This window comes from Serpentinimonas raichei, assembly GCF_000828895.1.
Taxonomy (GTDB): Bacteria; Pseudomonadota; Gammaproteobacteria; order Burkholderiales; family Burkholderiaceae_C; genus Serpentinimonas; species Serpentinimonas raichei.
Window position 1 is genome coordinate 1,690,458 of the sequence record NZ_AP014568.1, and the last position, 19,282, is coordinate 1,709,739.

At 67.1% G+C, this 19,282-nt stretch carries 21 protein-coding genes; 9 read left to right on the plus strand and 12 right to left on the minus strand.

Annotation, left to right across the window (positions count from 1 at the left end):
- Window position 1 precedes the first annotated feature (1 nt).
- The 5 genes from nrdR to SRAA_RS07880 form a co-directional block, all read right to left on the minus strand.
- Window positions 2–451 (minus strand): transcriptional regulator NrdR, encoded by a 450-nt coding sequence (nrdR, locus tag SRAA_RS07860; RefSeq protein ID WP_045531933.1) that lies wholly within the window; start codon window positions 449–451, stop codon window positions 2–4.
- A 57-nt stretch (window positions 452–508) separates the two neighbouring features.
- Window positions 509–1,753 carry a serine hydroxymethyltransferase gene (gene glyA / locus SRAA_RS07865; protein WP_045533544.1) on the minus strand — a complete coding sequence of 415 codons (1,245 nt, stop codon included), beginning with the start codon at window positions 1,751–1,753 and terminating at the stop codon, window positions 509–511.
- A gap of 254 nt (window positions 1,754–2,007) precedes the next feature.
- Window positions 2,008–3,009, minus strand: a complete 1,002-nt coding sequence (locus tag SRAA_RS07870) for a lytic transglycosylase domain-containing protein (RefSeq protein ID WP_144318738.1) — start codon at window positions 3,007–3,009, stop codon at window positions 2,008–2,010.
- Window positions 3,010–3,642: 633 nt separating this feature from the next.
- Window positions 3,643–4,077, minus strand: coding sequence for a DUF1841 family protein (locus SRAA_RS07875; RefSeq protein ID WP_045531935.1), 435 nt, complete (start codon window positions 4,075–4,077; stop codon window positions 3,643–3,645).
- A gap of 43 nt (window positions 4,078–4,120) precedes the next feature.
- Window positions 4,121–4,759, minus strand: coding sequence for a trimeric intracellular cation channel family protein (locus tag SRAA_RS07880; protein ID WP_029462289.1), 639 nt, complete (start codon window positions 4,757–4,759; stop codon window positions 4,121–4,123).
- 51 nt (window positions 4,760–4,810) lie between these two features.
- On the opposite strand from SRAA_RS07880, the gene SRAA_RS07885 reads away from it, so the two are divergent.
- A complete protein-coding gene (locus tag SRAA_RS07885; protein WP_029462290.1) occupies window positions 4,811–5,428 on the plus strand; it encodes a ParA family protein in 618 nt (205 codons plus the stop codon).
- Window positions 5,429–5,441: 13 nt separating this feature from the next.
- Here SRAA_RS07885 and SRAA_RS07890 read toward each other — a convergent pair whose 3' ends face one another.
- From SRAA_RS07890 to SRAA_RS07910, 5 genes are read right to left on the minus strand one after another with little or no spacing between them, the layout of a single operon-like run.
- Complete coding sequence (locus tag SRAA_RS07890) at window positions 5,442–5,930, minus strand: tRNA (cytidine(34)-2'-O)-methyltransferase (protein ID WP_045533548.1); 489 nt, start codon at window positions 5,928–5,930, stop codon at window positions 5,442–5,444.
- Window positions 5,931–5,965: 35 nt separating this feature from the next.
- Window positions 5,966–6,718 (minus strand): ComF family protein, encoded by a 753-nt coding sequence (locus tag SRAA_RS07895; protein ID WP_045476274.1) that lies wholly within the window; start codon window positions 6,716–6,718, stop codon window positions 5,966–5,968.
- Between the two features lie 54 nt (window positions 6,719–6,772).
- Window positions 6,773–7,789, minus strand: a complete 1,017-nt coding sequence (gene ilvC, locus SRAA_RS07900) for a ketol-acid reductoisomerase (protein ID WP_029462293.1) — start codon at window positions 7,787–7,789, stop codon at window positions 6,773–6,775.
- A gap of 58 nt (window positions 7,790–7,847) precedes the next feature.
- Window positions 7,848–8,339 carry an acetolactate synthase small subunit gene (gene ilvN / locus SRAA_RS07905; protein ID WP_029462294.1) on the minus strand — a complete coding sequence of 164 codons (492 nt, stop codon included), beginning with the start codon at window positions 8,337–8,339 and terminating at the stop codon, window positions 7,848–7,850.
- Between the two features lie 23 nt (window positions 8,340–8,362).
- Complete coding sequence (locus SRAA_RS07910; RefSeq protein WP_045531937.1) at window positions 8,363–10,141, minus strand: acetolactate synthase 3 catalytic subunit; 1,779 nt, start codon at window positions 10,139–10,141, stop codon at window positions 8,363–8,365.
- Between the two features lie 243 nt (window positions 10,142–10,384).
- Between SRAA_RS07910 and SRAA_RS07915 the strand changes: the two genes are divergently transcribed.
- The 3 genes from SRAA_RS07915 to SRAA_RS07925 all read left to right on the plus strand — a co-directional run bounded on the left by SRAA_RS07915 (window position 10,385) and on the right by SRAA_RS07925 (window position 12,015).
- Window positions 10,385–10,930 (plus strand): RDD family protein, encoded by a 546-nt coding sequence (locus SRAA_RS07915; RefSeq protein ID WP_045531939.1) that lies wholly within the window; start codon window positions 10,385–10,387, stop codon window positions 10,928–10,930.
- A gap of 3 nt (window positions 10,931–10,933) precedes the next feature.
- Window positions 10,934–11,344, plus strand: a complete 411-nt coding sequence (locus SRAA_RS07920) for a diacylglycerol kinase (protein ID WP_045531941.1) — start codon at window positions 10,934–10,936, stop codon at window positions 11,342–11,344.
- A 62-nt stretch (window positions 11,345–11,406) separates the two neighbouring features.
- The gene (locus SRAA_RS07925; RefSeq protein ID WP_045531943.1) at window positions 11,407–12,015 is read left to right on the plus strand and encodes an LOG family protein; all 609 of its coding nucleotides are present in this window, start codon (window positions 11,407–11,409) and stop codon (window positions 12,013–12,015) included.
- A 28-nt stretch (window positions 12,016–12,043) separates the two neighbouring features.
- On the opposite strand, the gene SRAA_RS07930 is transcribed toward SRAA_RS07925, so the two are convergent.
- Complete coding sequence (locus SRAA_RS07930; protein ID WP_034110509.1) at window positions 12,044–12,382, minus strand: P-II family nitrogen regulator; 339 nt, start codon at window positions 12,380–12,382, stop codon at window positions 12,044–12,046.
- 50 nt (window positions 12,383–12,432) lie between these two features.
- Here SRAA_RS07930 and SRAA_RS07935 point away from each other — a divergent pair, with 50 nt between their 5' ends.
- The 5 genes from SRAA_RS07935 to SRAA_RS12860 all read left to right on the plus strand — a co-directional run bounded on the left by SRAA_RS07935 (window position 12,433) and on the right by SRAA_RS12860 (window position 17,510).
- On the plus strand, window positions 12,433–13,149 hold the full coding sequence (locus SRAA_RS07935; RefSeq protein ID WP_045531945.1) for an ABC transporter ATP-binding protein: 717 nt from the start codon (window positions 12,433–12,435) through the stop codon (window positions 13,147–13,149).
- Window positions 13,146–15,500: an ABC transporter permease gene (locus tag SRAA_RS07940; protein WP_045531947.1), complete on the plus strand. Its 2,355-nt coding sequence runs from the start codon at window positions 13,146–13,148 to the stop codon at window positions 15,498–15,500. The genes SRAA_RS07935 and SRAA_RS07940 overlap by 4 nt, the downstream gene beginning before the upstream one ends.
- A gap of 2 nt (window positions 15,501–15,502) precedes the next feature.
- Window positions 15,503–16,744, plus strand: coding sequence for an efflux RND transporter periplasmic adaptor subunit (locus tag SRAA_RS07945; RefSeq protein ID WP_045531949.1), 1,242 nt, complete (start codon window positions 15,503–15,505; stop codon window positions 16,742–16,744).
- A 248-nt stretch (window positions 16,745–16,992) separates the two neighbouring features.
- A complete protein-coding gene (locus SRAA_RS07950; protein WP_045531951.1) occupies window positions 16,993–17,220 on the plus strand; it encodes an addiction module protein in 228 nt (75 codons plus the stop codon).
- Window positions 17,217–17,510: a type II toxin-antitoxin system RelE/ParE family toxin gene (locus SRAA_RS12860; RefSeq protein ID WP_082039979.1), complete on the plus strand. Its 294-nt coding sequence runs from the start codon at window positions 17,217–17,219 to the stop codon at window positions 17,508–17,510. The genes SRAA_RS07950 and SRAA_RS12860 overlap by 4 nt, the downstream gene beginning before the upstream one ends.
- A gap of 20 nt (window positions 17,511–17,530) precedes the next feature.
- Here SRAA_RS12860 and SRAA_RS07955 read toward each other — a convergent pair whose 3' ends face one another.
- Entirely contained in the window at window positions 17,531–19,264 is a 1,734-nt protein-coding gene (locus tag SRAA_RS07955; protein ID WP_420834914.1) for an NAD+ synthase, read from the minus strand.
- Window positions 19,265–19,282 lie beyond the last annotated feature (18 nt).

Sequence of the window (19,282 nt, forward strand, 5' to 3'; positions counted from 1 at the left end):
GCTATTGTCGCACTTCATCGACCAGGGTTTTGAACTCGTCGATGTCCTGGAAGCTGCGATAGACGCTGGCAAAGCGGATGTAGGCCACGTGGTCGATTTTTTTCAGCTCGCGCATCACCATTTCGCCCAGCCGCTGCGAGGCCACCTCGCGCTGCCCGAGTTGCAGCAGCGCTTCTTCGATGCGCTCGATGGCGGCGTCGATCTGTTGCGTGCTCACCGGGCGCTTGCGCAGCGCCAGCGCAAAACTGGCGCGCAGCTTGGCGGCCTCGTAGTCGATGCGGCGCCCGTCTTTTTTCACCACCTGCGGCAGCGCCAGCTCGGGCCGCTCGTAGGTGGTGAAGCGCTTGTCGCAGGCCGGGCAGCGGCGGCGCCGGCGCACGTGCTGCCCGTCTTCGGCCACCCGGGTTTCGGCCACCTGGGTGTCCGGGTGGGCGCAAAAGGGGCACTTCATGGCGCGCAGGCGCCACAGCTTGCGCCGGGGCCGCAGGCAGGCGCAGCCGCAAGCCGCTCAACCATAGACCGGAAAACGTGTGGTCAGGGCGTGTACCTGGGCGCGCACCGCTTCGAGCCGGGCTTCGTCGCGCGGGTGATCGAGCACGTCGGCGACCAGGTTGGCGGTCAGGCGCGCTTCTTCGTCCTTGAAGCCGCGCGTGGTCAGGGCGGGGGTGCCGATGCGCACGCCGCTGGTGACCATGGGTTTTTCGGGGTCGTTGGGGATGGCGTTTTTGTTGATCGTCATGTGGGCCCGGCCCAGCACCGCCTCGGCCTCTTTGCCGGTGATGCCCTTGGCGCGCAGGTCCACCAGCATCACATGGCTCTCGGTGCGCCCGCTGACGATGCGCAGGCCGCGCTCGGTCAGGGTTTGCGCCATGATCTGGGCGTTGCGCAACACCTGCTGCTGATACAGCTTGAACTCGGGTTGCAGCGCCTCTTTGAAGGCCACCGCCTTGGCGGCGATCACGTGCATCAGCGGGCCGCCTTGCAGGCCAGGGAAGATGGCGCTGTTGATGGCTTTCTCAAACTCGGCCTTCATCAGGATGATGCCGCCGCGCGGGCCGCGCAGGCTCTTGTGGGTGGTGGAAGTGACCACATCGGCGTAGGGCACGGGGTTCGGATAGACCCCGGCGGCGATCAGCCCGGCGTAGTGCGCCATGTCCACCATGAAAATCGCGCCCACTTCTTTGGCGATGCGGGCAAAGCGCTCGAAGTCGATGCGCAGGCTGTAGGCTGAGGCGCCGGCGATGATCAGCTTGGGCCGGTGCGCGCGCGCCTTGGCCTCCATGGCCTCGTAGTCGATGGCTTCATCGGCATTCAGGCCGTAAGAGATGGCGTTGAACCACTTGCCGCTCATGTTGAGCGCCATGCCGTGCGTGAGGTGCCCGCCTTCGGCCAGACTCATGCCCAAAATGGTGTCGCCGGGCTTGAGGAAGGCCAGAAACACGGCCTCGTTGGCCGAAGCGCCGCAGTGCGGCTGCACGTTGGCGGCGTCGGCGCCAAAAAGCTGCTTGACGCGGTCGATGGCGAGCTGCTCGGCCACGTCCACGTGTTCGCAGCCGCCGTAGTAGCGCTTGCCCGGATAGCCTTCGGCGTATTTGTTGGTGAGCTGCGTGCCTTGGGCCGCCAGCACCGCGGGCGAGGCGTAGTTTTCGCTGGCAATGAGCTCGATGTGCTGCTCTTGGCGCGCGTGTTCGGCTTGGATGGCGGCCCAGATTTCAGGGTCGGATTGTTCGATCAGGTGGCGGCGGTCGTACATGCAGGCAGTCCTTGGGTTCGGTCGGTGGAGGCTAAGGAATCGGACCCTTGGCGGGCCAAGGGCTGCCCAGGCGAACGGCTGAGAACGGCCCTGGATGGGCCGCCGTGCGCTCCCCCGTGGTGAAAGTTTCCACGTCAGCCCCCCCATGGGGTGATGCGCGCTGACGCGAACGCCGCCCACCGGTGCAGGTGCGAAGCGGCTAAACACAGCCAGCGCAGCGGGCCTATCGCCAGTTGCGCACAGGCCGAATTTTATCAGGCGGCCGGGTAAGGGGTGCCCGGGTAGGGTGTATCCAGCCGCTGCACGGGCTCGGGGCTGGGGCTGACCGGAGGCGCCTTGGCGGCCTGCTCGGCGGCTGGAATCGGAGGGTGCTCCATGCTGGCCGGGGCCACCGCATCGGACTCCCGAGCGGGCGCTTGCATTTGCGCGGCTTCGCTGACGGCGGGCGGGTTGCTCGCGCTGGCCGTGCTCAAGCCGGTGCGGCGCTGTGGCGCGTTGAAGCCGACGTTCTGACCGGCGGCCACGCGGTGCAAGCGGTCGCGCTCCGAGAGCACGCGGTCGATGTACCAGCGCCCGTCGGTGCTCACCGCCCCCACGTAGAGGCGCAAGCCGCCTTCGATGGAGCCGGAGCGGCGGATGGTGTCGCGCAGAATCATGGCCCCCACGCGCAGGTTGGTGAGCGGGTCGAACACCGCCATGTTGCCGCCAAAATCTTCCAGCTTGGCGCTGTGCACGCGCGTCATGACCTGCATCAGGCCCTGCGCGCCCACCGGGCTGGCGGCAAAGGGGTTGAAGCGCGACTCCATCGCCATCACGGCCAAAATCAGCTTGGGGTCGAGGTCGAGCTGCTTGCCCACCACAAAGGCTTCGGCCACCAGCGCGCTCATGGGCTCTTTGGCGACGCGGTACTTGCGGCTGAGCCAATTGGCCACCCGCTCTTGCTCATCGGGCAGCGCCTGCGGGTCGGACACCGTCACGCGGTCGATGGCCTGTGGGTCGACGGCCACCCCGAAGGCCGACATTTGGCGCTCCAGCAACCAAGCCAAGGCGCGGCTCTCGATGCCATCGCGCAACTGCGGCTGGGTGGCCAGCGCGAATGCCGCCAAGGCCAGCAACAGGCCCAGCAGCACCAGGCTGCCACGCGTCAGGCGCAGCAAAGGCCGCGCCAGCGCAGCCGCCGCCCAAGGTGTCCAAACGGACCCAGCCGACACAGCAGCGCCAGAGCCCGGAACGGGAGAAAGAGAGATGGCGTTCATGGTTTTCCTCATGGGGGCACACCGGCGCAGACCCATCGTCATTGCCAGTTCAGCCCCGATGGTTGGGCCGAGGGCGGGCTGCACAGGCCAGCGCTCGGACGGATCTGGTGCGGTCGCCCGAAGCGACTCAAGGGAAAACACCAGGCTGAAGATGCGCGGATGGTAGGGGCCTCAAAATACCTTGTCAAGCCTTAAAAACCAATACTTCAAAATTTATAGCTATAAACAGAAGCCTGCCAAGGGGGCGGCACAGGCTTTGCGGGAGGAAACAGGCACCCGATGACATACAAAAAAATTCATCGACAAAATTTTCGTCATAGTTTTATTTTTCTAGCCACCCACCGCCAGAGCCGCTAAAGTGGGGCTGTCTGTTTCGGCGCTTTGATCTAACCAGCCGGAGCCGACCACTGCCCGCGCCGGGGTTTTCCTCGGCGCCCGGCATTTGAAACGCAAGCAATCCCTTGCTTGCGACGCGGTGTGACGACAACACTCCGCCGCGTCACCGGGCCCGAAGTCCCTTCGGCCCAACGGCCTCAGTGGGTGCAGCCCGCTGGGGCCGTTTCGTTTGCTGCTGCTGTGCCAACCCTGCCTAGGTCGGCTCTGGCGTGGGCCATGCCTTGCCCATCCACGCAATCAGTCGGCTGTGGCGCGGCGGCGCACCTGATCTAGGTAGGCGGCCCCGTCGGGCGGGGTGCCGCTGCGCTGGCTTTCCCAGATCATGCGCCCCAGGCACTCCATCACCTCATGCTGCGCCGCGTGCACGCTGCCCCGGCGCGCCGTCAGCAGCTCGACTGCCTGCCGGATGCCGGGCGGTTGGTCGATCGAGCACTGCTCGCTGATGCTCAGGTGCATCGAAAGGTGCAAAAAGGGGTTGTCGCGCTGCGGCTCTGGCACGCCCATGGCTTGCAGGGCCGCGTCCAGATCGGCCAGATCGGCGTGGTATTCGGGGTGGCGCTCGATCCACTGCCCGGCCAGCACCTCGATCGGTTCCATCGCGGCTGGCTGGCCCAGCTTGGCATAGACGCCACAGAAAAATCGGCGCACATCGGCTTGTGAGGGTTCAAACATGGCCCGATTGTGGCCTCTGCGCGCCTTGGACGCTGCGCCGCCCTCAGATTTTCCAGGCCGGCACCACCCAATTGCGCCACAGCGCCAGCGCGCGCAACCCAAAGGTAAGCACCACGCACAGCAGCATGGCCTGCTCGGACGAACCGCTCCAGTGCCACCAACCCACATAAGCCCAGCCGCCCACAAAGGCGCAGATGGCGTAGGGCTTGTGGTCGTTGAAGGCGCTCGGGATTTCGTTGCACACCACGTCGCGCAGCACGCCGCCAAACACGCCCGTCACCACCCCCATCAGCACCGCCACCAGCTCGGGCATGCCGACCGCCAGCGCCTTGCTCACGCCGATGGCGGCAAACAGCCCCAGCCCCAGCGCGTCGGGCCACTGCATGGCGCGCTCGGTGGGCTCAAAATGGCGCTGGCGCATGAACAGCACCGCCAGCAGGCACAGGGCGAGCAAAAACCACAGCCAGTGCTGATGTTCGACCCAAAAGAAGGGGCGCTGATCGAGCAGCAAATCGCGCAGGGTGCCGCCGCCAAAGGCGGTCAGAAACGCCACCGTGAACACCCCCACCAGATCGAGCCGCTTGTGCGCCGCCGCCAGCAAGCCCGACAAGGCGCCCGCCAGCACGGCCCCGGATTCGATCACGACGCTCAAGTGTTGAAACCAGTGCAGCAGTTCTTGCATAGGGGGCTAATGGTAGAGTGTCTGTCAAACGCGTTTTTCAGGAGCCACCACATGACCGTGATCGTTGTCGCCAACCCCAAGGGTGGCGTGGGCAAGTCCACCTTGTCCACCCAGGTGGCGGGCTACCTGGCCCGGCGCGGGCACACGGTGCTGCTGGGCGATTCGGATCGGCAGCAGTCGGCCAGCCGCTGGCTGGCGCTGCGACCCAAGCAGGCGCGGCCGATTGTGACATGGGATGCCAGCCACGGCGACAGCCTCAAGCCGCCCCCCGGCACCACCCACGTGGTGCTCGACACCCCAGCCGGCCTGCACGGGCGCGATCTCAAAGAGGTGCTCAAACGCGCCGACAAGCTGCTGATTCCGCTGCAGCCCAGCGTGTTCGACATCATGGCGACGCAAGACTTCGTGGCCGAGTTGCAAGAGCGCCGCCGCAGCGTCGGCTTGCCGATCGGGGTGGTGGGGATGCGGGTCGATGCTCGCACGCACTCGGCCGAGAAGCTGCGCAGCTTCGTCGAGGGCTTGGAGCTGCCGGTGCTGGCGTATTTGCGCGACACGCAAAACTACATTCACCTTGCAGGCCAAGGGCTGACGCTGTTTGATGTGGCGCCGGGGCGGGTGCAGCGCGACCTCGAACAGTGGCTGCCGATCTGCCGCTGGCTGGAGCACTGAAACCCGCCCGCGCTCACGCGCCGCCGGCGGCGGGCACGCCACCGGCAAACCCCTGCTGGCGCCAGGCCTCGAAGGCCACCACCGCCACCGCGTTGGACAGATTGAGGCTGCGCTGACCCGGCCGCATCGGCAAGCGCAGTTGCTGCGCCGGCCCGATTTTAGCCAGCAATTCGGGCGGTAGGCCGCGCGTCTCGCACCCAAAAACGAACCAGTCGCCGGGCGCGTAGCGCGGCTCATAGGCCGAGCGCTGGGCCAAGCTGCTGAAGGTGAACAGGCGCTGCGGATCGGGCCGCTCCTGTGCCATAAAGGCGGCCCAGTCGCGGTGCAAGCGCAGCGCGGCGTATTCGTGGTAATCGAGCCCGGCGCGGCGCAGCAGCTTGTCGTCCAGCGAAAAGCCCAGCGGCTCGATCAGGTGCAGGGTGCAGCCGGTGTTGGCGCTCAGGCGGATCGCGTTGCCGGTGTTGGGCGGGATTTCGGGGTGTACCAGGACGAGGTTGAACATGGGGGGCGCGGTGCTTTGTGGGTGCTGTGGCCGCATCAATCCAGGCGGTTGAGCAGGGTTTGGGCCTGGTCGGCGTCGATCACCGGTTGCGGGGCCGGGGTGCGCGCAAACACCAGCGCGCTCACGCGCACCGCCCCGGCGTCGAGCAGGTGGCGCGCAGCGGCCTGCAGGGTGGCCCCGGTGGTGAGCACGTCATCAACCAACACCCAGTGCTGGCCAGCCAAGGCGCTGCGCTGGCTGGGGTTGACGGCAAAGGCTTGCTGGGCGTGCGCCAAGCGCGCGGCGCGGCCGAGTTCGTGCTGCACCTGCCGGGTGTCGCGGTGCAACAGGGCCGCAGGCAGCGCCGGCAAGCCGCTGGCGCGCTGCAACGCATGCGCCAGCTCCCACGCCTGGTTGAAGCCGCGCTCGGCTTGCCGGGCTGGGCTGAGCGGAATCGGGATCAGGCCGTCGGCTTGGGTGAGCAGATCGTGCGCCTGCGGGTTTTGCAGCATCAGTTGCGCCAGCGCATGGCCCCAAGCCGGTTGCGAGCGAAACTTGAACTGCGCCACCAGATCGACCCACGGCCATTCGTAGCTGACTCGCGCCACGCACTGGGTCAGTGGGCCGGGTCCGGCTTCGGTGCAGCGTATGCACAGGGCCAGCCCGGGCGCCAGCGGCAAGGCGCACTGCGGGCAGCGTGGCAACAGGCGCGCATACTGGCCGCAGCAGTCTGGGCAGACGGCGCTGCGGCCCCACGTGCGGCAGACGGCGCACAGGGTGGGCAAGGGCAGGCGGTGCAGCCAGCGCATGGTCAGCCCGAGACAGGCGGAGGGGTGCGCGGCGGCGCCGCAGCGGCCAAGGCTTTAGTTGCGGCTCTGGTCCACCAGCTTGTTTTTGGCAATCCAGGGCATCATGGCGCGCAACTGGCCGCCCACCACCTCGATCGGGTGCTCGGCCGTGTTGCGCCGCCGCGCCGTCATGCTCGGGTAGTTCAGGCTGCCTTCTTGGATGAACATCTTGGCGTAGTCGCCATTCTGGATGCGCTTGAGGGCATTGCGCATGGCCTTGCGCGACTCTTCGTTGATGACTTCGGGGCCGGTCACGTACTCGCCAAACTCGGCGTTGTTCGAGATCGAGTAGTTCATGTTGGCGATGCCGCCTTCGTACATCAGGTCCACGATCAATTTCAGCTCGTGCAGGCACTCGAAGTAGGCCATTTCGGGCGCGTAGCCGGCTTCGGTCAGGGTTTCGAAGCCCATTTTCACCAGCTCGACCGCACCGCCGCACAGCACCGCTTGCTCGCCAAACAGGTCGGTTTCGGTTTCTTCCTTGAAGCTGGTCTGGATGATGCCGGCCTTGCCGCCGCCGTTGGCCATGGCGTAGGAAAGAGCCAGATCGCGCGCCTTGCCGGACTGGTCTTGGTGCACCGCCACCAAGTGCGGCACGCCGCCGCCTTGGGTGTAGGTGTTGCGCACCGTGTGGCCAGGGGCCTTGGGCGCGACCATCCAGACATCGAGGTCGGCGCGCGGCACCACCTGGTTGTAGTGGATGTTGAAGCCGTGCGCAAAGGCCAGCGAAGCGCCTTTCTTCATGTTCGGCTCGATGTTGTTTTTGTAGACGGCGCCGATCTGCTCATCGGGCAGCAGCACCATCACCACGTCGGCGGCGGCCACGGCCTCGTTGACTTCCAGCACCTTCAGGCCGGCCTTGCCGACCTTGTCCCACGAGGCGCCGCCCTTGCGCAGGCCCACCACCACCTTGACGCCGCTGTCGTTGAGGTTTTGCGCGTGCGCGTGGCCCTGGCTGCCGTAGCCGATGATGGCCACGGTCTTGCCCTTGATCAGGCTGAGGTCACAGTCTTTGTCGTAGAAAACTTTCATGCTCGAGGCTCCAAAAAAAGAAGGGGGGGGATGGGTGATGATACGGGTGCGCGGGCCTTCAGACCCGCAAGATGCGCTCGCCGCGCCCGATGCCGCTGGGGCCGGTGCGCACGGTTTCCAAGATAGCGCTGCGCTCGAGCGCCTGCAAAAAGGCGTCGTTCTTGGCTTGGTCGCCGGTGAGCTCGATGGTGTAGCTCTTGTCGGTCACGTCGATGATGCGGCCGCGAAAGATGTCGGCCATGCGCTTCATCTCCTCGCGCTCCTTGCCCACCGCGCGCACTTTGACCAGCATCAGCTCGCGCTCGGTGTAGGCGCCTTCGGTCAGGTCCACCACCTTGACCACCTCGATCAGGCGGTTGAGGTGCTTGGTGATCTGCTCGATCACCTCGTCAGAGCCCGTGGTCTGGATCGTCATGCGCGACAAGGAGGCGTCTTCGGTCGGGGCCACGGTGAGCGACTCGATGTTGTAGCCACGCGCCGAAAACAGCCCCACCACGCGCGACAGGGCACCGGCTTCGTTTTCCAGCAGGACAGAAATGATGTGTTTCATGGTTTGCACTCCAGAGCCTGGCCTTAAAGGTCTTCGCTGCCGAGCAGCATTTCGGTGATGCCCATGCCGGCTTTGACCATGGGGAAGACGTTTTCGGTCGGGTCGGTGCGAAAGTCCATGAACACGGTGCGGTCCTTGAGCGCACGCGCCTCGCGCAGCGCCGGCTCCACATCCTGCGGGCGCTCGATCAGCATGCCGACGTGGCCATAGGCCTCGGCGAGCTTGACGAAGTTGGGCAGCGCGTCCATGTAGCTGTGGCTGTAGCGGCCCGAGTATTCGATCTCCTGCCACTGGCGCACCATGCCGAGGTAGCGGTTGTTGAGCGAAATGATCTTGATCGGGGTTTCGTACTGCAGGCAGGTGGACAGCTCCTGGATGCACATCTGCACCGAGCCTTCGCCGGTGACGCAATAGACCTCGCTCTCGGGCCGCGCCAGCTTGATGCCCATGGCGTAGGGCAGGCCCACGCCCATGGTGCCCAAGCCGCCGGAGTTGATCCAGCGCCGTGGCCGGTCGAACTTGTAGAACTGCGCCGCCCACATCTGGTGCTGCCCGACGTCGGAGGTGACGTAGGCGTCGGCGTCGCGGGTCATGTTCCAGAGCGTTTCGATCACGTATTGGGGCTTGATCACGTCCGAATTGCCGCGCTCGTACTTGAGGCAGTCGCGGCTGCGCCAACCTTCGATGGTTTCCCACCAAGCCGCCAGCGCGCGCCCATCGGGCCGCACCGGGCTTTCTTGCAGCATGGCGAGCAGCTCGGTGAGCACCTCGCGCACATCGCCCACAATCGGCACATCGACCTTGACGCGCTTGGAAATGCTCGACGGGTCGATGTCGATGTGGATGATCTTGCGCTCGTTTTGGGCAAAGTGCTTGGGGTTGCCGATCACGCGGTCGTCAAAGCGCGCCCCGATGGCCAGCAACACGTCGCAGTTTTGCATCGCGTTGTTGGCCTCCAGCGTGCCGTGCATGCCCAGCATGCCGAGGAACTTGCGCTCGGTCGCCGGGTAGGCGCCCAGCCCCATCAGGGTGTTGGTGACCGGGAAGCCCAGCAGCTCGCACAGGGCGCGCAGCTCGGGCACGGCGTTGCTCAGCAGCACCCCGCCGCCGCTGTAGATGTAGGGCCGTTTGGCCGCCAGCAGCAGTTGCAGGGCCTTGCGGATTTGCCCGCCGTGGCCCTTGCGCACCGGGTTGTAGGAGCGCAGGCTGACCGACTCCGGGTAGCCGCTCCAGGCGGTTTTCTTGAAGGACACGTCTTTCGGGATGTCCACCACCACCGGGCCGGGGCGGCCGCTGCGCGCCAGGTAAAAGGCTTTTTTGAGCGTCAGCGCCAGGTCGCGCACGTCTTTGACCAAAAAGTTGTGCTTGACGATCGGGCGCGTAATGCCCACCGTGTCGCACTCCTGGAAGGCGTCGAGCCCGATCGCCGCCGTGGGCACCTGACCGGTGAGGATCACCATCGGGATGCTGTCCATGTAGGCGGTGGCGATGCCGGTGATGGCGTTGGTCACGCCGGGGCCGGAGGTGACCAGCGCCACCCCCACGTCGCCGGTGGCGCGGGCGTAGCCGTCGGCGGCGTGCACCGCGGCCTGCTCGTGGCGCACCAGCACGTGCTGGATGGTGTCTTGCTTGTAGAGCGCGTCGTAGATGTAGAGCACGGCGCCGCCGGGGTAGCCCCAGAGGTAGCGCACGTTTTCGGCCTGTAGGGCGCGCACGAGGATTTCGGCGCCCATCAGTTCTTCGGGGCTGCCGGGAGTGCCAGGGCTGGATGCCGGGGCGGATGCGGATTGTTTGATTTCCATTTGATGAACCTTTCGGGTATTTCTCTGACGAAAAACCTTGGGTGCCTCTGAGCCAGCCCTTGTGGGGCCGCTTTGAGACTTAAGGCCAAAGCCATGGCGGCATACAGCCGCGCAACCTTGACCCGTTTGCCGTTTGAATTGGGTAAGCGCGCATTATGGCACGTTCCAGCAGCCGCTCTGGCGCCGATCTGGTGCGTGCGGGGTGCGACAATCTGCGGCGATCCGATTCTCACCCTCGCGCTCATGAGCAAAAACCGCCCCGCCTCCCCTGCCCCAGCAGCCGATACCGCGCCCCCCGCCCTGACCGCCCCCTCGCTGCGCCGGCGCATGGCTTGCTGGCTGTACGAGGGCACGCTGATGTTTGGCGTGATCTTTATGGCGGCGCTGGCCTTTGGCGTGCTCACCGACAGCCGCGAGCCGATGCAAAACCGGCACGCGCTGCAAGGCTTTTTGTTCCTGATCGGCGGCCTGTATTTCGCTTACTTCTGGCACAAGGGCCAGACGCTGGCCATGAAAACCTGGCACATTCGCGTGCTGGACCACGCCGGGCGGCCGCTGCGGCTGGCGCACGCGCTCTGGCGCTACGTGTTGAGCTGGGTCTGGTTTGCCCCGCCCATGGTGCTGGGCGCGCTGCTCGGACTGGCAGCGTCATGGATTTTGTGGATGATGTTGGCTTGGGTGCCGATCTACGCCCTGCTGGCGCGGCTGCACCCGCAGCAACAGTTCTGGCACGACGCCTGGGCCGGCACCCGGCTGATCCATGCACCCCCATCCGAAACCGATGCCTGATCGATGAACGAACAATCACCCCTGCCGCACTTGGACCCGGTCACGCAGCAAAAACGGCGTGGCATTTTGCGCTTGTGGAACGCCATGGGCTACTCGCTCATGGGACTGCGCGCCGCCTGGGACGAATCGGCTTTTCGCCAAGAGGCGCTGGCGGCGTTCATCATGGTGCCCGCGGCGTTTTGGCTGGGGCGCAACTGGTTCGAGGTTGGGCTGCTGGTGGGCACCGTGCTGCTGGTGATGATCGTCGAGCTGCTCAACACCGGCATCGAAACCGCCATCGACCGCATCGGGCCGCAATGGCACCACCTGTCCAAACGCGCCAAAGACATGGGCAGCGCCGCCGTGCTGCTCAGCCTGCTGCTGTGCGGCGGGGTCTGGCTGGGGGCGCTGCACGCGCGCTTCTGGGGGGCGTAGCCAGCCACGGCAGGGCCATCCTTGGCTTGGCGCACAGCTTGGCCGCATGACACAATGGCATCATGTACACATCCCCTGCCCCTTTGGCCGCCCCGGCCTTCTCGCTCTGTGTTTTTTGCGGCTCGCGCAGCGGTGAGAATCCGCATTTCGCGCAGGCGGCGCAAGCGGTCGGGCAGTGGATCGGCCAGCACGGCGGCCAACTGGTCTATGGCGGCGGCAACAACGGGCTCATGGGCCTGCTGGCCGACGCCGCGCTCGACGCCGGGGCCTCGGTGGTGGGGGTGATTCCGCAAAGCCTGGAGATCAAGGAACACGCCAAGCGCGAGTGCACCGAGCTGCACGTGGTGCCCTCGATGCACCGGCGCAAGCAGCTCATGGCCGAACGCGCCGACGCCTTCCTGATCCTGCCCGGCGGCATCGGTACGCTGGAAGAGTGGTTCGAGGTCTGGAGCTGGCGCCAACTGGGGTACCACGACAAACCCATCGGCGTGCTCAACGTGGGCGGCTTTTACGACCCGATGCTGGCTGCGCTGGGGCAAAGCGCGCAGGCCGGCTTCATGGACACTTGGCAGCTCGACCTGATCCAGATTTCATCTAGCATCGAGGCGCTGCTGCCGGCGCTGGTGCAAAACGCCGGCTTTGCGGCGCCGGATCGGCTGGAGCAAATTTAAAGCCGCACCCCAGCGGCTGCCGCTGCACTCAAATCGCCGTTTCGTCCTGCTCGCCGGTGCGGATGCGCACCACGCGCTCGACCGGGGTGACGAAGATTTTGCCGTCGCCGATCTTGCCGGTGCGCGCGGCGCGGATGATGGCATCGACGCAGCGCTCCACGTCTTCGGACTTGAGCACCACGTCGATGCGCACCTTGGGCAGAAAATCGACCACGTACTCGGCCCCGCGGTAGAGCTCGGTGTGGCCTTTCTGGCGCCCAAAGCCCTTGACCTCGGTCACCGTCAGGCCGGTCACGCCCTGCTCGGCCAAGGCCTCGCGCACTTCTTCGAGCTTGAACGGTTTGATGACGGCGGTGATTTGTTTCATGCGCAAAGGCTCCAACGAAATATGACTGGCCTGACTTTATCATGCCTCCCATGACTGCAGCAGCCGAACCGGTATTTCGTGCGCGCGCCCTGCGCAAACACTACCCCATGGGCGAGGTGCAGGTGCAGGCGCTGCGCGGCATCGACCTCGACTTGTACCCGGGCGAGTTCGTGGTGCTGCTGGGGGCCTCGGGCAGCGGCAAATCGACCCTGCTCAACATCCTGGGCGGGCTGGACCGACCCAGCAGCGGTCAGGTGCAGTGTCAGGGCCACAACTTGGGCGCGGCCGAGGAAGCCGAGCTGACGCGCTTCCGACGCGCCTCGATCGGTTTCGTGTTCCAGTTCTATAACCTCATCCCCAGCCTGACGGCGCTGGAAAACGTGCAACTGGTGACCGACATCGCCACCGACCCGATGCCGGCCGCGCAAGCGCTGGAGTGGGTCGGGCTGAGTGAGCGCCAGCACCATTTTCCGGCCCAGCTCTCGGGCGGCGAGCAGCAGCGGGTGGCGATCGCGCGCGCCATTGCCAAGCGCCCGGCCGTGCTGCTGTGCGACGAACCCACCGGCGCGCTCGATTCGCGCACCGGCGTGCGGGTACTGGAAGCGCTGCGGCGCATCCACCAGCAGCTCGGTGCCCTGACGGTGGTGATCACGCACAACGCGGTGATTGCCGACATGGCGGACCGCGTGATCTACCTCAGCGACGGCCGAATCGAGCGCGAACAGCGCAACCCGGCCCCCAAAGCGCCGCAGGAGCTGCACTGGTGAAGGCGCTGCAGCGCAAACTGCTGCGCGACGCCTGGCAGTTGCGCGGCCAGGCGCTGGCGATTGCGCTGGTGGTCATCGGCGGCATCGCCACCCTGGTGATGGCGCTGAGCAACTACCAGTCGCTGCAGCAGACGCGCGAGCGCTTTTACGAGGAACACCGCTTTGCCGATTTGTTTGCCAGCCTGCAGCGCGCACCCCTGACCCTGCTGCCCGAGCTGGCCGACCTGCCCGGTGTGCAACAGGCCGAAGGGCGCGTGCAGGCGCTGGCGCAACTGGAACTGGCCGGCTTCGAGCGCCCGATTACCGGGCAACTGGTTTCGCTGCCCCAGCGCCCCGGGGGCCTGAACCAGTTGTACCTGCGCAGCGGCAACTGGCCCGCCCAGCCTTGGGAGGCGGTGCTGGGCGAAGCCTTCGCGCTGGCGCACGGCCTGCAGGCGGGCGATGCGCTGGTCGCGATCGTCAATGGCCGCCGCCAGGAACTGCGCATCAGCGGCATTGGCCTCTCGCCCGAGTTCACCTACCCGGTGCGGCCGGGCGACCTGTTCCCCGACTTTGTGCACTTCGCGGTGCTGTGGCTGCCGCACGACACGCTGGCCGGTGCGCTCGATCTGGAGGGGGCCTTCAACCAGTTGGCGCTGGAGCTGGCCCCCGAAGCCACCGAGGCCGACCTGATCGCCGCCGTGGACCGGCTGTTGCAGCCCTACGGGGGCCGTGGCAGCCACGGGCGCGACTTGCAGTTTTCGCACCGCTTGCTGGAAGAAGAGCTGCTGGCGCTGCGCACCCTGTCGCTCCTGTTTGGCCTGATCTTTCTGGGCGTGACGGCGTTTTTGCTGAGCGTGGTGAGCGCGCGCCTGATTCGCACCCAGCAGGAACAAATCGCGCTGCTCAAGGCCTTTGGCTACCGAAACCGGCAGATCGCAGCCCATTACGCCAGCCTGGTGCTGCTGCTGGTGAGCGTGGGCTTACTGCCCGGGCTGGCGCTGGGGGCTTGGCTGGGGCGCGGCATGGCCGAGCTCTACGCCGGCTTCTACCACTTCCCCTATCTGGACTGGAGCCTGCGGCCGGAGCTGGTGGTGCTGGCCTGCGCCTTTGCGCTCAGCGCCGCCGCCTTGGGCACCGCGGCCGGCCTGTGGCGCGCCTGGCGGCTGGCCCCGGCCGAGGCCATGCGCCCGCCGAGCCCGGCGCGCTTTGCCCACTCGCGCAGCGAAAGGCTGTTGCCCAGCCACTGGTTGCCGCCGTCGGCGCGCATGGTGGCGCGCCAGTTGGAGCGCCACCCCGGGCGCACGCTGCTGTCGGTGCTGGGCATCGCGCTGGCTGGCGGGATGCTGATCATGTCGCGGCTGCAAGCCGGTGCCATCGACGAAATCGTGCGGGTGCAGTTCGATCTGGTGCAGCGCGAGCACATCAGCTTGGTTTTTACCCACGCCACCCCGACCAGCGCCTTGGCTGAACTGGCCAGCCTGCCCGGGGTGCTGGCCGTCGAAGGGGTGCGGCACAGCCCGGTGCGGCTGCGCCACGGGCCGCGCAGCTTCGTCAGCGCGGTGCAAGGGCTGCCCGCGCAGAGCGAGCTGCGGCGCGTGCTCGATGCGAATCTGCAAGCGGTCGAGCTGCCGGTCCACGGCCTGCTGCTGACCGAGCACCTGGCGCAGATGCTGCACATCCGCCCCGGGCAGACGCTGCAAGTGGAGTTTCTGGACGGCCGCCGCGACACCCTGTGGCTGCCGGTGGCCGGCACGGTGCAGGAATACCTGGGCGTGGGCGTGTATGCGCGGCTGGACTGGCTCAACCCCCTGCTGCTCGAAGGCGAGCTGATCACCGGCGCGCTGCTGCGCATCGACCCGGCGCAGGAAGTGGCGCTGCTGCAGGCGCTGCGCCAGCGCCCCGGCGTGGCTACCGTGAGCGAGCAAGAGCGCGCCATCGCCGCCTTCATGGACACCATGGCCGAGGGCCTGCTGACCTTTGGCCTGATCATGACGCTGTTGGCCTCCAGCATCGCGGTCGGGGTGGTCTATAACGCGGCGCGCATCACGCTGGCCGAGCGCGCGCGCGACTTGGCCAGCCTGCGCGTGCTGGGCTACACCCCGCAAGAGGTGCGCGACCTGCTGCTGGGCGAGCTGGGCGCGCTGGTGCTGCTGGCGCTGCTGCCCGCCTTTGCCATCGGTTACGGCTTGAGTGCGCTGCTGGTGGCGGGGATGCAAAACGAGCTGTTTCGCATCCCGCTGGTCGTCACGCCGCAGGCTTTTGCCTTGGGCGGCTTGGTGATGCTGCTGGCCTCGGCCCTGGCGGCCTGGTGGGCCTTGCGCCGCCTGCGCCAACTGGACCTGGTGGCCGTGTTAAAAACCCGGGAGTGAAAATGACCCAGCCCCTGCCCGCTGCCCCGTGGCTGCGCTACCTGATCGCCGCCGCCGTGTTGGCGGCCTTGCTGGCGCTGGCGCTGTGGCCAGCGCGCCACTTGGTGGACCACGCCACGGTGCGGCAAGGCACGGTGCGCGAGAGCTTCGAGGCCGAAGGCCGCGCCCGCATGCAACAGCGCTTTGTGCTGAGCGCGCCGGTGGCCGGCGTGGTGGAACGGCTGGAGTGGGAGCCCGGCGAGCACGTGCAGGCCGGACAGGTGCTGGTGCGCTTGCGCCCACTGGCCAGCCCGGCGCTGGATGCGCGCAGCCGCGCCCAGGCGCAGGCCCAAGCCGCGGCGGCGCAAGCCAGCTACGCAGCGGCCCAAGCCGAAGCCGCTGCGGCCGCGCAAACGGCCCAGTTGGCCGCCAGCGCCGCCGATCGCGCCCAAGCGCTGGCGGCGCAAGGCATGGTGTCGGCGGCGGCGCTGCAACAGGCGCAGACGCAGCGCGAAACCAGCGCCCAGCGTGCCCAAAGCGCGCAATGGAGTCAGGGCAGCGCCCGCTACCAGCGCGACGCCGCCCGTGCCGCCTTGCTGGCGCACGACCCGGCGCGCCCGGGTGCGGCCGCGCTGCTGCTGCGCGCCCCCATCGACGGCGTGCTGCTGCGGCGCCACTTGCAAAGCGAGCGCGCGGTGCCGCTGGGCGAGCCGATCCTGGAGTTGGGCAACCCGCAGGCGCTCGAAGTCGAGGCCGATGTGCTGTCGGCCGATGCGGTGCGGCTGCGCCCGGGCATGGCGGTCGAGCTGCTGCGTTGGGGCGGCCCGGCCACGCTCAAGGCCGAGGTGCGCCGCATCGAGCCGGCCGCTTTCACCCAGGTGTCGGCGCTCGGGGTGCAGGAGCAGCGGGTGCGGGTGTGGCTGGCGCTGCGCGACGAGCCCGCCGCCTGGGCTGGCTTGGGTGAGGCCTACCGGGTGCAGGCGCGCTTCGTGCTGCGCTCGGTGCCCGAGGCCCTCTACCTGCCCAGCGCCGCCGTCTTCCGCCACCGCAGCGCGAATGGCGCTGGCGGCGCTGGGGGCACCCGCACCGAACCCGGCTGGGCGGTGTATCGCATCGACGGGCAGCGCGCCCGGCTGCAAGCGGTGCAACTGGGCCTGCAGGGCGAAGGCCGGGTGCAGATACTCGCCGGTCTGCAAGCCGGCGACCAGGTGGTGCTGCACCCACCGCGCCAGCTCAGCGATGGCGCGTGGCTGCGGCTGCGCTGAGCGCAGTCCACGCTCCTTTTAGAGATCCGGGAGTTCATCGCAGGTGTTATGAGGCCTCGCTCTGGCTTCTGCCTCTCCACCTCCATGCGCTCCGGCGGCGCTGTCCAGTTGCATGCCGGCTGCTTGGCCTTCTGAGCGCTGCTCTGACACACCGCGCTTGCTTTCCTGCAAGGCCCCGGCCATAATCTCGGGCAGCGCCGCAGCCGCCAACGGCCCCAGCATCAGTCCAACAGCGCCGAAGATCCATCATGAGCACCACCCTGGAAATCTTGCAAGCTCAAGCCCTCGAGCTGCTCCCGGCGGATCGCTCCCTCCTGCTTGAGCGACTCATTGCAAGCTTGGATTCAGACCCTGAGATCGAACAAGCGTGGGAACGCGAAGTCGATCATAGGGAGGCCGAATTGGAATCAGGGCGCGTGATCGAAGTCCCAGGGCACGAAGCCATTTCCCGCCTTCGAGCAAGACTGGATCGGTGACGTATTCGCTTCATCCTGGTGCCGAAGATGACATCGCCGACGCCTTGGATTTCTACACGGAGCAAGCCGGCGTACTCGTAGCGTATCGGTTTCTGCGTGAGTTCGAGCGGGTCGTCCAGTTGTTAGCTCAACACCCAAGCATTGGCACACCCGGCACAAAGGGTCGCCGCGTGTTTCCAATGCGGATCTTTCCCTATTCGCTCGTGTACAGAAGTCACGAAACCAGCATTCGAGTCCTTGTCGTCAGACATCAGCGCAAGAAACCTCGCTACGGCGAGACACGTGCATAGGTGACACGTATGCGGCCTATTCAGCCCCGGTAGCGGTTGGTGTTGGGGTAGCGCCAGTCTTTGCCGAAGCTGCGCGGCGTCACGCGGGTGCCCAGCGGGCCTTGGCGGCGCTTGTATTCGCTCAGGCGCAGCAGCCGCAGCACCTGCTCCACGGCGGCCTGCGGGTAGCCGGCGGCGATGATCTCTGCCGCGCTCTGCTCTTGCTCCACGTAGCGCTCGACAATGGCATCGAGCAGCTCGTAGGGTGGCAGGCTGTCCTGGTCGGTCTGGTTCGGGCGCAGCTCGGCGCTCGGCGGCCGGGTGATGATGCGCTCGGGGATTGGGTTCGCGCCACCCCCGCAGGGGTCGTGGGCGTTGCGCCAGCGCGCCAGCTCGAAAACCCGGGTTTTGGGCACATCCTTGAGCACGGCAAAGCCGCCCGCCATGTCGCCATAGAGGGTGCAATAGCCGGTGGCGAGCTCGCTCTTGTTGCCGGTGGTGAGCACGATGGCGCCAAACTTGTTGGACAGCGCCATCAGCAGCACGCCACGGATGCGCGCTTGCAGGTTTTCTTCGGTGAGGTCGGGCGCACGGCCCTCGAACAGGGGCTCGAGCGTGTGCAGCAGCGCCTCGAACACGGGCTGGATCGACACCTCCTCGTGGCGCACGCCCAAGCGCGCAGCCATCTCGCGCGCGTCGATGAGCGAAATCTCGGCGCTGTAGGGCGAGGGCAGCATGAGCGTGCGCACGCGCGCCGGCCCCAAGGCATCGACCGCCAGCGCCAGCACCAGCGCCGAATCGATGCCGCCCGACAGACCCAGCAGCGCCCCCGGAAAACCGTTTTTCTCCACATAGTCGCGCAAGCCCAGCACCAGCGCCTGCCACAGCTCGGCCAGCGGCTCGGGCACCGGGGCTATAGGGCCGCTGAGCTGCCACGGGCTGCGCGGCAAAGCAATGGCCTCGAGGCGCAACAACTCGGGCACAAAACTGGCGGCGCGCGCGGCCAAGCGGCCGTCGGCATCAAGGGCGAAGCTGCGCCCCTCGAACACCACCTCGTCTTGCGCCCCCACCAGGTGCGCATAGACCAGCGGCAAGCCGGTCTCGGCCACGCGCTGGCGCATCACCTGCTCGCGCTGCGCGCCCTTGCCCCAGTGGTAGGGCGAGGCGTTGAGCACCAGCAGCAGCTCGGCCCCGGCGGCCTTGGATTGGGCGGCAGGCTCGGGGTACCAGGCGTCTTCACAAATCAAGAGCCCAATGCGCAGCCGCTGTCCGTGCCCGGCGGGCAGATCGAACACGCCCACGCCTTGGCCCGGCACAAAGGTGCGCTGCTCGTCGAACACCTGGTAGTTCGGCAGTTCGCGCTTGGCGTAGCGCAGCCGCACCTGCCCGTCGGCCAGCACCGAGGCGGCATTGAGGCAGCGCGTGCGGCCGTGGCCCCCGGCGGGCTCGTCGGCGGGGTGGGATGGCGCCAGCGCCGCCGGGTGCCCCAGCACCAGGTGCAGCCCCGGCCACTCGGCGCTCAGGCGCGCCAGTTCTTGCAGCGCCGCCTCGCAGTCGGCCACGAAGGCCGGCCGCAGCAGCAGGTCTTCGGCCGGGTAGCCGCACAGCGCCAGCTCGGGCGTGAGCAGCAGCCGTGCGCCTTGGGCGTGGGCCGCGCGCGCTGCCGCCGCGATCTGCTGCACGTTACCGGCTAGGTCGCCGACGACGGGGTTGAGCTGCGCCACGCAGATGGGCAGCGTGGCAGCGGCCGGGTCAGTGCTCAGGTCGGCAGACAATTCTGGTGCCACAGCAGC

Coding starts and splice junctions, on each gene's coding strand:
- SRAA_RS07945 (WP_045531949.1), top strand. CDS start 15,503: ATGACCCAGCCCCTGCCCGCTGCCCCGTGGCTGCGCTACCTGATCGCC.
- SRAA_RS07935 (WP_045531945.1), top strand. CDS start 12,433: ATGACTGCAGCAGCCGAACCGGTATTTCGTGCGCGCGCCCTGCGCAAA.
- SRAA_RS07885 (WP_029462290.1), top strand. CDS start 4,811: ATGACCGTGATCGTTGTCGCCAACCCCAAGGGTGGCGTGGGCAAGTCC.
- ilvC (WP_029462293.1), bottom strand. CDS start 7,789: ATGAAAGTTTTCTACGACAAAGACTGTGACCTCAGCCTGATCAAGGGC.
- SRAA_RS07870 (WP_144318738.1), bottom strand. CDS start 3,009: ATGAACGCCATCTCTCTTTCTCCCGTTCCGGGCTCTGGCGCTGCTGTG.
- SRAA_RS07925 (WP_045531943.1), top strand. CDS start 11,407: ATGTACACATCCCCTGCCCCTTTGGCCGCCCCGGCCTTCTCGCTCTGT.
- SRAA_RS07875 (WP_045531935.1), bottom strand. CDS start 4,077: ATGTTTGAACCCTCACAAGCCGATGTGCGCCGATTTTTCTGTGGCGTC.
- SRAA_RS07895 (WP_045476274.1), bottom strand. CDS start 6,718: ATGCGCTGGCTGCACCGCCTGCCCTTGCCCACCCTGTGCGCCGTCTGC.
- SRAA_RS07890 (WP_045533548.1), bottom strand. CDS start 5,930: ATGTTCAACCTCGTCCTGGTACACCCCGAAATCCCGCCCAACACCGGC.
- ilvN (WP_029462294.1), bottom strand. CDS start 8,339: ATGAAACACATCATTTCTGTCCTGCTGGAAAACGAAGCCGGTGCCCTG.
- SRAA_RS07930 (WP_034110509.1), bottom strand. CDS start 12,382: ATGAAACAAATCACCGCCGTCATCAAACCGTTCAAGCTCGAAGAAGTG.
- SRAA_RS07915 (WP_045531939.1), top strand. CDS start 10,385: ATGAGCAAAAACCGCCCCGCCTCCCCTGCCCCAGCAGCCGATACCGCG.
- SRAA_RS07920 (WP_045531941.1), top strand. CDS start 10,934: ATGAACGAACAATCACCCCTGCCGCACTTGGACCCGGTCACGCAGCAA.
- SRAA_RS07950 (WP_045531951.1), top strand. CDS start 16,993: ATGAGCACCACCCTGGAAATCTTGCAAGCTCAAGCCCTCGAGCTGCTC.
- nrdR (WP_045531933.1), bottom strand. CDS start 451: ATGAAGTGCCCCTTTTGCGCCCACCCGGACACCCAGGTGGCCGAAACC.
- glyA (WP_045533544.1), bottom strand. CDS start 1,753: ATGTACGACCGCCGCCACCTGATCGAACAATCCGACCCTGAAATCTGG.
- SRAA_RS07880 (WP_029462289.1), bottom strand. CDS start 4,759: ATGCAAGAACTGCTGCACTGGTTTCAACACTTGAGCGTCGTGATCGAA.
- SRAA_RS07910 (WP_045531937.1), bottom strand. CDS start 10,141: ATGGAAATCAAACAATCCGCATCCGCCCCGGCATCCAGCCCTGGCACT.